The organism is Microbacterium sp. K41 (assembly GCF_004794395.1).
GTDB classification, from domain to species: Bacteria; Actinomycetota; Actinomycetes; order Actinomycetales; family Microbacteriaceae; genus Microbacterium; species Microbacterium sufflavum.
Genome location: NZ_SSDO01000105.1, coordinates 1 through 7203, shown reverse-complemented (window position 1 = coordinate 7203; position 7203 = coordinate 1). Strand labels below are relative to the sequence as shown.

Sequence of the window (7203 nt, the reverse complement as noted above, 5' to 3'; positions counted from 1 at the left end):
GGCGCCGCGTACGCCCGCCCCGACCACACCGCCGCCCCCCGCGCCCCCGGCAGCCGCCGCGGAGTAGGCGCGATTGCCACCGCGGAATAGGCGCGACAAGACAGCGGATGCCGCGGCCCACCGGGTCGCGGCATCCGCTTTCTGCGTCCGGCGACGTACACGACTCCTCGATTCCCGAGCCTCGGGTGGGCTGAGGACCGGATCGGAGGCCGGCGGCGCAGGAGGGGACACGTCGTGAACCGGCAGACTGGGGCGATGACGTCCGCCGCCTTCGACCTCGCCGCGATCGGCGCTGGGCTCTCGTTCGCGGCCGCCGTCCCCGGCGTCGCTGCGGCCCTCGACGTCGACCATGCGGTCGTGGTGAGCGCTCCGCCCGGCACCGGCAAGACCACACTCGTCCCGCCCCTGCTCGCCTCTCGCGTTCCCGGCCGCGTGATCGTGACACAACCCCGCCGCGTGGCTGCACGCGCAGCGGCCCGACGACTCGCGCAGCTCGACGGCTCCACCCTGGGCGAGCGCGTGGGATTCACCGTGCGCGGCGAGCGCTCCGTCGGACCGTCGACCCGGGTCGAATTCGTCACGGCCGGGGTGCTGCTGCGGCGGCTGCTCGACGACCCGGGCCTGGACGGCGTTGACGCCGTGATCATCGACGAGGTGCACGAGCGAGCTCTCGAGACCGACCTGCTGATCGGGCTGCTGTCGGAGGTGCGGCAGCTGCGCGACGACCTGACGCTCGTCGCGATGTCCGCGACCCTCGACGCCGCCCGCATCGCCGGCGTCATCGGCACAGACGAGCGTCCGGCTGCCGTCGTCGAGCACGCGGTGCCCGCCTTTCCGCTCACCGAGCGGTGGGCGCCGAGCCCCGGCCCGCGGCTCGACGAGCGCGGGGTGACGTGGGGGTTCCTGGATCACGTCGCCCGCACCACCGTCTCCGCCGCGCGCGACCTGACCCGCGACGATCCGACCGCCGACGTGCTGGTCTTCGCACCGGGAGCTCGCGAGGTGGCGGAGATCGCCCGCCGCGTCCGTGACGCCGACGGGTCGTACGACGTGCGCGAGCTGCACGGTCAGCTCCCCGCCGCCGCGCAGGACGCCGTGGTCCGCGGGAGGCGCGCCTCCGACCCGCCGCGCATCATCGTCACGACGTCGCTCGCCGAATCGTCGCTCACCGTGCCGGGGGTGCGCCTGGTGGTGGACAGCTGCCTGGCGCGACAGCCGCAGCGCGACGCCGCCCGCGGGATGACGGGACTCGTCACGACCGCCGCACCCCGCTCCTCGTGCGTGCAGCGCGCCGGCCGCGCCACGCGTCAGGGACCCGGCATCGTGGTGCGCTGCGTCGACGAACGCACCTACGCCGCGGCACCCGCCCGCCCCGCCCCCGAGATCGCGGTGGCCGATCTGACGGATGCCGCACTGCTGCTCGCGTGCTGGGGTGCTCCCGGCGGCGCGGGACTGCGCCTGATCGACCCACCGCCGGCCGACAGCCTGGCGGACGCACTGACGGTGCTGGGCGCACTCGGCGCGATCGACGACGAAGGACGCGCCACCGTCGAGGGCCGTGACCTGGCGCGGATCCCGACCGACCCGCGGCTCGCCCGCGCGCTCCGCGACGGCAGTCCGCTCGTGGGTGCGGCGCTGGCGGCCGATGTCGTCGCCCTGCTGAGCGGCGACGTGCGCATCGCCGATGCCGACGCGGCGCAGGCGCTCGTCGCTCTCCGCAGCGGACGCACTCCCGACGCCCGGTGGCGCACCGACGCGGATCGCCTCCGACGACTGGTCCCCGCGACGCCGGGCGTCCGCTCCGGTCTCGACGGCACGGGTCTCGTGATCGCCCTCGCCTTCCCCGAGCGGATCGCGCAGCGGGTCGAGCGCACGGCGGACGGGGCGACGTTCCTGCTCGCGTCCGGCACCAGGGCGGGGATGCGCGGACCGCTCGCGGCGTCGGAGTGGATCGCGGTCGCCGACGTCACGCGCGCCGCGGGGCGTGCGGCGGCAGGGTCGGGAGCGATCATCCGTGCCGCCGCTGCGCTGTCCGAGGCGCAGATGGAGCGGGCCGCACAGCACCTGATGACCGACCGGGTCGAGGCCGCGTTCACGAACGGACGCGTGCAGGCCAGGCGCGAGCGCCGCATCGGCGCGATCCTGCGAGCTTCGGTGCCGGTGCGTGCCTCCGCCGACGAGGGCAGAGATGCCGTTCGCCGGGCGCTGCAACGCGACGGGCTCGGCGTGTTCGCGTGGTCGGAGGCGGCCGACACCCTGCGTCGTCGTCTGTCGCTGGTGCGGCGCGAGCTCGGCGACCCGTGGCCCGACGTGTCGGATGCCGGCCTGCTCGCGACCCTCGACGCGTGGCTCGGGCCCGAGCTCGACGCCCTCGCCGCCGGCACACCCGCGGCACGGATCGACCTGGCCTCGCCGTTGCGCCGGCTGCTCCCCTGGCCCGAGGCGTCGCGCCTCGATGCCCTCGTCCCCGAGCGGCTCGAGGTGCCCAGCGGCTCGCGCGTGCGGATCGGCTACCCCGACGCGGACGACGCGTCCGCGCGCCCCGTCGTGGCTGTGAAGCTGCAGGAGTGCTTCGGCTGGGCCGAGACTCCCCGACTCGTCGACGACCGCGTGCCCGTGCTGTTCCACCTGCTGTCCCCCGCCGGGCGTCCGCTCGCGGTCACCGACGATCTCGCGTCATTCTGGTCGGGGCCGTACGCGCAGGTGCGCGCCGAGATGCGCGGACGCTACCCCAAGCACCCCTGGCCGGAGGACCCGTGGTCGGCCGCCCCCACCCGACACACGAAGAACCGCACGCCGCGCTGAGCGGAGGCCGCCTGGTCAGGCCGTGCGACGCCGCAGCGTGAGCGACGCGAGCACGAGCGCACCGACGCAGAACGCGACCACCACGAGCAGCGGGCGGTACACGTCCCACCCGCCGTCGCCCGCGGCGACCGCGTTGATCGTGTCGATCGCGTAGCTGAGCGGCAGCCAGTCCGAGATCGTGTGCAGAACGTCGGGCATCTGGTCGCGCGGCATGAATAGCCCGCCGAGGATGATCTGCGGGAACACCAGCACCGGCATGAACTGCACCGCCTGGAACTCCGTCTGCGCGAACGCACTCGCGAGCAGCCCGAGCGCGGTGCCGAGCAGGGCGTCGACCACCGCGACCAGGCCCAGCTGCCACAGCTCGCCCTCCACGTCGAGCCCGCACACCCCCACCGCGAACGACACCGTGATCACCGCCTGCAGCAGTGCCATGAGCCCGAAGGCCAGGGCATACCCGAGGATGAAGTCGGCCTTGCCGAGCGGGGTGGTCATGAGCCGTTCGAGGGTGCCGGAGCGGCGCTCGCGCAGCGTGGTGATCGAGGTGATGAGGAACATCACGATGAACGGGAACAGTGCCAGGATCGCCCCGCCGAACTGGTCGAACACGCCCTCCTGCTCCGCGAACAGCCAGGCGAACAGTCCGACCAGCAGGCTGGGGGCGACGAGCATCAGCGCGATCGAGCGGGGGTCGTGCCGCAGCTGCGTCAGCACGCGGGCCGCGGTCGCGAACATGCGGCGGCCGTTCATTCCCCCTGCTCCTCTCCGTGCTCCCGGGCACCGCGTCGGGATCGGCGCGTGATGTGCTCTGCCGCACGGTCCCGTTCGATCAGCGTGAGGAAGGCCGCCTCCGGATCCGCGGCGCCCGTGTCGGCCAGCAGCGACGCGGGCGTCGTGTCGGCGATGATCCGCCCGTCGCGCATCAGCAGCAGCCGATCGCAGCGCAGCGCCTCGTCCATCACGTGGCTGGAGACGATCAGGGTCACGCCGCGGTCGGCCAGGCCGCGGAACAGGGTCCACAACTCGGCGCGCAGCACGGGGTCGAGGCCGACGGTCGGCTCGTCCAGCACGATCAGCTCCGGCGCGCCGACGAGGGCCATCGCGAGGGAGACCCGCGTGGACTGCCCGCCGCTGAGCGACTCGACCAGCTGGCCCGCCTGGCCCCGCAACCCGACCTCGTCGATCACGCGCTCCACATCGCCGCGGGGCGCCCCGAGCAGCGCGGCGACGTAGACGAGGTTCTGCCGCACTGTGAGGTCGCCGTACACCGCCGCACCCTGGGTGCCGTAGGCCACCCGGTTCCGGAGCTGTCGCGATCCGCCCGGCTCGTCCAGCACGGTCACGTCGCCCGATTCGACGCGCTGGACTCCCACGATCGAGCGCATGAGGGTGGTCTTGCCGCAGCCGGAGGGACCCAGCAGTCCGGTGACCTGTCCGCGCGGGATGGTGAGGTCGACGCCGTCGAACACCCGCACCTTTCCCCGTCGCACCCGGAGCTGCGCGATGGCGACCGCCGCGTTATTCATCATGCGATGAATTATGCGCCCGCCGTGCCCCCACGGTCAACGGCGAGGAGCCGCGGTCTCAGTCGAACAGGTACCGCTGCACCGTGGGACCGACGCGGTGCACGAGGTCGCCGATGTCCGCCGCCGCGAGGGGCCCGAGCGCCAGGACGTAGCGCGTCACGATCAGTCCCGCGATCTGCGAGGCCACCAGCGTCGCGCGCAGCTCCGCATCGGGAACGGCCAGCAGCTTCGCGATGCGCCCGATCAGCTCGCGCGACAGGAAGCCCGCGAGCAGCGGCGAGGTGACGCGGCTGCCGAGCGCCGTGCGGATGAGCATGACACCGCGGCGCCGCACCTCGGGGCGCTCGAACGCCTCCAGCACGTAGCGCACCAGCCGCTCGCCCACCTCGTCCCGCGGCCCCGCGACGATGCCGGGCACGTCGATGTCGGGTCGCAGCGGGATCCCGACCGCCTCCGCGAAGAGGTCGGCCTTGGTGCCGAAGTAGTGGTGCACGAGTGCCGAGTCCACCCCGGCGCGCCCCGCGATCGAGCGGACCGTCGAGCCGTCGTACCCCTGCTCGCCGAACTCGTCGACCGCGGCCGCCAGGATGCGCTCGCGCGAGTCCGTCCCCCCGCGCGGGCGACCGCGTCGGCGGGGTGCGGTGTGCTCGGTCATGCCCGTCAGCCTACGACCCGCACGACGGCGGCCTCCCGCCGGACGCGGCTCAGTCCAGCAGGTGTCGCAGGTACCGGCCGGGCTCGCCGAGGAACGAGCGCCAGTGCCGCACGAGCTCCAGGTCTTCCCAGGCCGCCGGGCGCAGACCCCACTCCCCCACCTCCAGGATCGTCACTCCCGGAAGAGCGGCGAGGACCGGGGAGTGCGTCGCGCACAGCACCTGGCCTCCCTCGTCGGCGATGCGCCGCAGCACGGCCATCAGCGACAGCGTCGACGTGAACGACAGCGCGGCCTCCGGCTCGTCCAGGCAGTAGAACCCGGGATCGTCGAACCGGCTCTCGAGCACGGCCAGGAACGACTCGCCGTGACTCATCTCGTGGAACGACACCTCGGCGCCGCTCGTCGACGGGTTCTCCTCCAGGTAGGTGTAGAAGGAGTGCATCGTCTCGGCGCGGAGGAAGAAGCCCCAGCGATCGGCGCCGATACCGCGCTGCAGCCGCAACCAGCTCGACAGCTCGGACTCGGTCGCCCTGGTGCGGTGTCGCGCCTGCCGCGAGCCGCCCTCGGGCGACAGGCCGTACGCGATCGCGATGCCCTCCACCAGGGTGGACTTGCCGCTGCCGTTCTCACCGACGAGGAAGGTCACACCGGGGTCGAGGTCGATGCCCTCCCGCAGCACTTGCGCCACCGCGGGAATGCTCGTGGGCCAGCGGCCATCGATGGGCGGGGCATCCGAGGACGCCCGGACCGAGACGACCGGCTGCTGCCTTCGCCGTGTGGACGTCGGCTCCCAGAACGAGTCCATCCGCACCCTCCCGCTCTCCGGCCCCGCCACGAGGGTATCCGCCGGGTCCGACAGGCCGCGCGTCGACGTCCGCTCCGAGGCTATCGACCGGCTCCGACACCCGCCCGCTCAGCACTCGATGACGTTGACCGCGAGACCACCCTCGCTCGTCTCCTTGTACTTGGTCGACATGTCCGCCCCCGTCTGCCGCATGGTCTCGACCACGGCATCGAGCGACACGTAGTGGCTGCCGTCACCGCGCAGGGCGAGGCGGGCCGCGGTCACCGCGGTCGAGGCGGCGATCGCGTTCCGTTCGATGCACGGGATCTGCACCAGCCCGCCGATCGGGTCGCACGTGAGGCCGAGGTGGTGCTCCATGGCGATCTCGGCCGCGTTCTCGATCTGCCGGTTCGTGCCGCCCATCACAGCCGTGAGCCCGCCGGCGGCCATCGCGCACGCGGAGCCGACCTCGGCCTGGCACCCGCCCTCCGCGCCGGAGATGGAGGCATTGGCCTTGAACAGCGAGCCGAGCGCGGTCGCGGTGAGCAGGAAGCGACGGATGCCGCGGCGGCGGTTGGCCTCGGCGACCGCCGGGTCTTCGCGTTCCTCGGCCGCGGTGACCGGCGGCGGCGTGCCCTCGAAGCCCAGCAGCGCGCTGCCGACGAGCTCGCCGTACGGGGTGACGGCGTTGCCGGCGCCGAGACCGGAGTCCGCCAGGAACCGCCACCAGTACATCGCCACGGCCGGAAGGATCCCCGCGGCGCCGTTCGTCGGTGCCGTCACGACGCGGCCGCCCGCCGCGTTCTCCTCGTTCACCGCGAGCGCGAACGCCCCGAGCCACTCGCCCGGGAGCTCGCGGTGCCCCTCGGCCTCGACCGCCTCGAGCTGGCCGCGGATCGTGCCCGCCCGTCGCTTGACCTTGAGGATCCCCGGCAGCACACCGTCGGCGTGCAGCCCCGCATCGACGCACCCCGACATCGCATCCCAGATGGCGTCGAGCCCGGCCGCCACCTCCGCTTCGCTGCGCAGCGCCATCTCGTTGCGGCGCGCGACCTCCGCGATCGACAGGCCCTCCTCGTCGCACAGCGCCAGGAGCGACGCGGCATCGGCGTACGGGTAGGGGAACGCGCCCGTCGAGATCTTCGCCGCTTCGCCGTCGCGCCGGATGAACCCGCCGCCGATGGAGTAGTAGGTGTCCTCGGCCACCACGGCGCCGTCCGCGGCGGTGGCGGTCAGGGTCATGGCGTTGGGGTGACCGGGCAGACGCGTGCGCGGCGCGAACACGATGTCGTCCTTCGCGAACGCCACGTCGTGGACCCTGCCGAGGCGCAGGGCGGCGCCGTCGGGGAACTCCTGCCACGCGGCCCGCACGGCGGCCGGGTCGCACGTCTCGGGGCGGAGGCCGCGGAGCCCGGCGACCACCGCGTCGGGCG

General features: G+C 73.6%; 6 protein-coding genes. 1 reads left to right on the top strand and 5 read right to left on the bottom strand.

The annotated features are described in order from the left end of the window. The first annotated feature begins 255 nt into the window (after positions 1-255). Positions 256-2805 (top strand): ATP-dependent helicase HrpB, encoded by a 2550-nt coding sequence (gene hrpB, locus DW309_RS02035; RefSeq protein ID WP_136044406.1) that lies wholly within the window; start codon positions 256-258, stop codon positions 2803-2805. A 15-nt stretch (positions 2806-2820) separates the two neighbouring features. On the opposite strand, the gene DW309_RS02030 is transcribed toward hrpB, so the two are convergent. From DW309_RS02030 to DW309_RS02010, 5 genes are all read right to left on the bottom strand, one after another. After that, on the bottom strand, positions 2821-3555 hold the full coding sequence (locus tag DW309_RS02030) for an ABC transporter permease (RefSeq protein ID WP_136028994.1): 735 nt from the start codon (positions 3553-3555) through the stop codon (positions 2821-2823). Next, positions 3552-4334 carry an ABC transporter ATP-binding protein gene (locus tag DW309_RS02025; protein ID WP_205812590.1) on the bottom strand — a complete coding sequence of 261 codons (783 nt, stop codon included), beginning with the start codon at positions 4332-4334 and terminating at the stop codon, positions 3552-3554. Before DW309_RS02025 ends, DW309_RS02030 begins: the two co-directional genes overlap by 4 nt. Positions 4335-4389: 55 nt before the next feature. Further along, entirely contained in the window at positions 4390-4986 is a 597-nt protein-coding gene (locus DW309_RS02020; RefSeq protein ID WP_136044405.1) for a TetR/AcrR family transcriptional regulator, read from the bottom strand. 49 nt (positions 4987-5035) lie between these two features. Beyond that, entirely contained in the window at positions 5036-5791 is a 756-nt protein-coding gene (locus tag DW309_RS02015) for an AAA family ATPase (RefSeq protein ID WP_136044404.1), read from the bottom strand. A 108-nt stretch (positions 5792-5899) separates the two neighbouring features. Continuing rightward, the coding region (locus tag DW309_RS02010; RefSeq protein ID WP_136044403.1) for an L-serine ammonia-lyase, iron-sulfur-dependent, subunit alpha at positions 5900-7203 on the bottom strand (1304 nt) is incomplete at its 5' end.

Bases quoted from the DNA above. Each gene is read 5' to 3' on its own strand.
- hrpB (WP_136044406.1), top strand. From the start codon at position 256: ATGACGTCCGCCGCCTTCGACCTCGCCGCGATCGGCGCTGGGCTCTCG.
- DW309_RS02030 (WP_136028994.1), bottom strand. From the start codon at position 3,555: ATGAACGGCCGCCGCATGTTCGCGACCGCGGCCCGCGTGCTGACGCAG.
- DW309_RS02025 (WP_205812590.1), bottom strand. From the start codon at position 4,334: ATGATGAATAACGCGGCGGTCGCCATCGCGCAGCTCCGGGTGCGACGG.
- DW309_RS02020 (WP_136044405.1), bottom strand. From the start codon at position 4,986: ATGACCGAGCACACCGCACCCCGCCGACGCGGTCGCCCGCGCGGGGGG.
- DW309_RS02015 (WP_136044404.1), bottom strand. From the start codon at position 5,791: ATGGACTCGTTCTGGGAGCCGACGTCCACACGGCGAAGGCAGCAGCCG.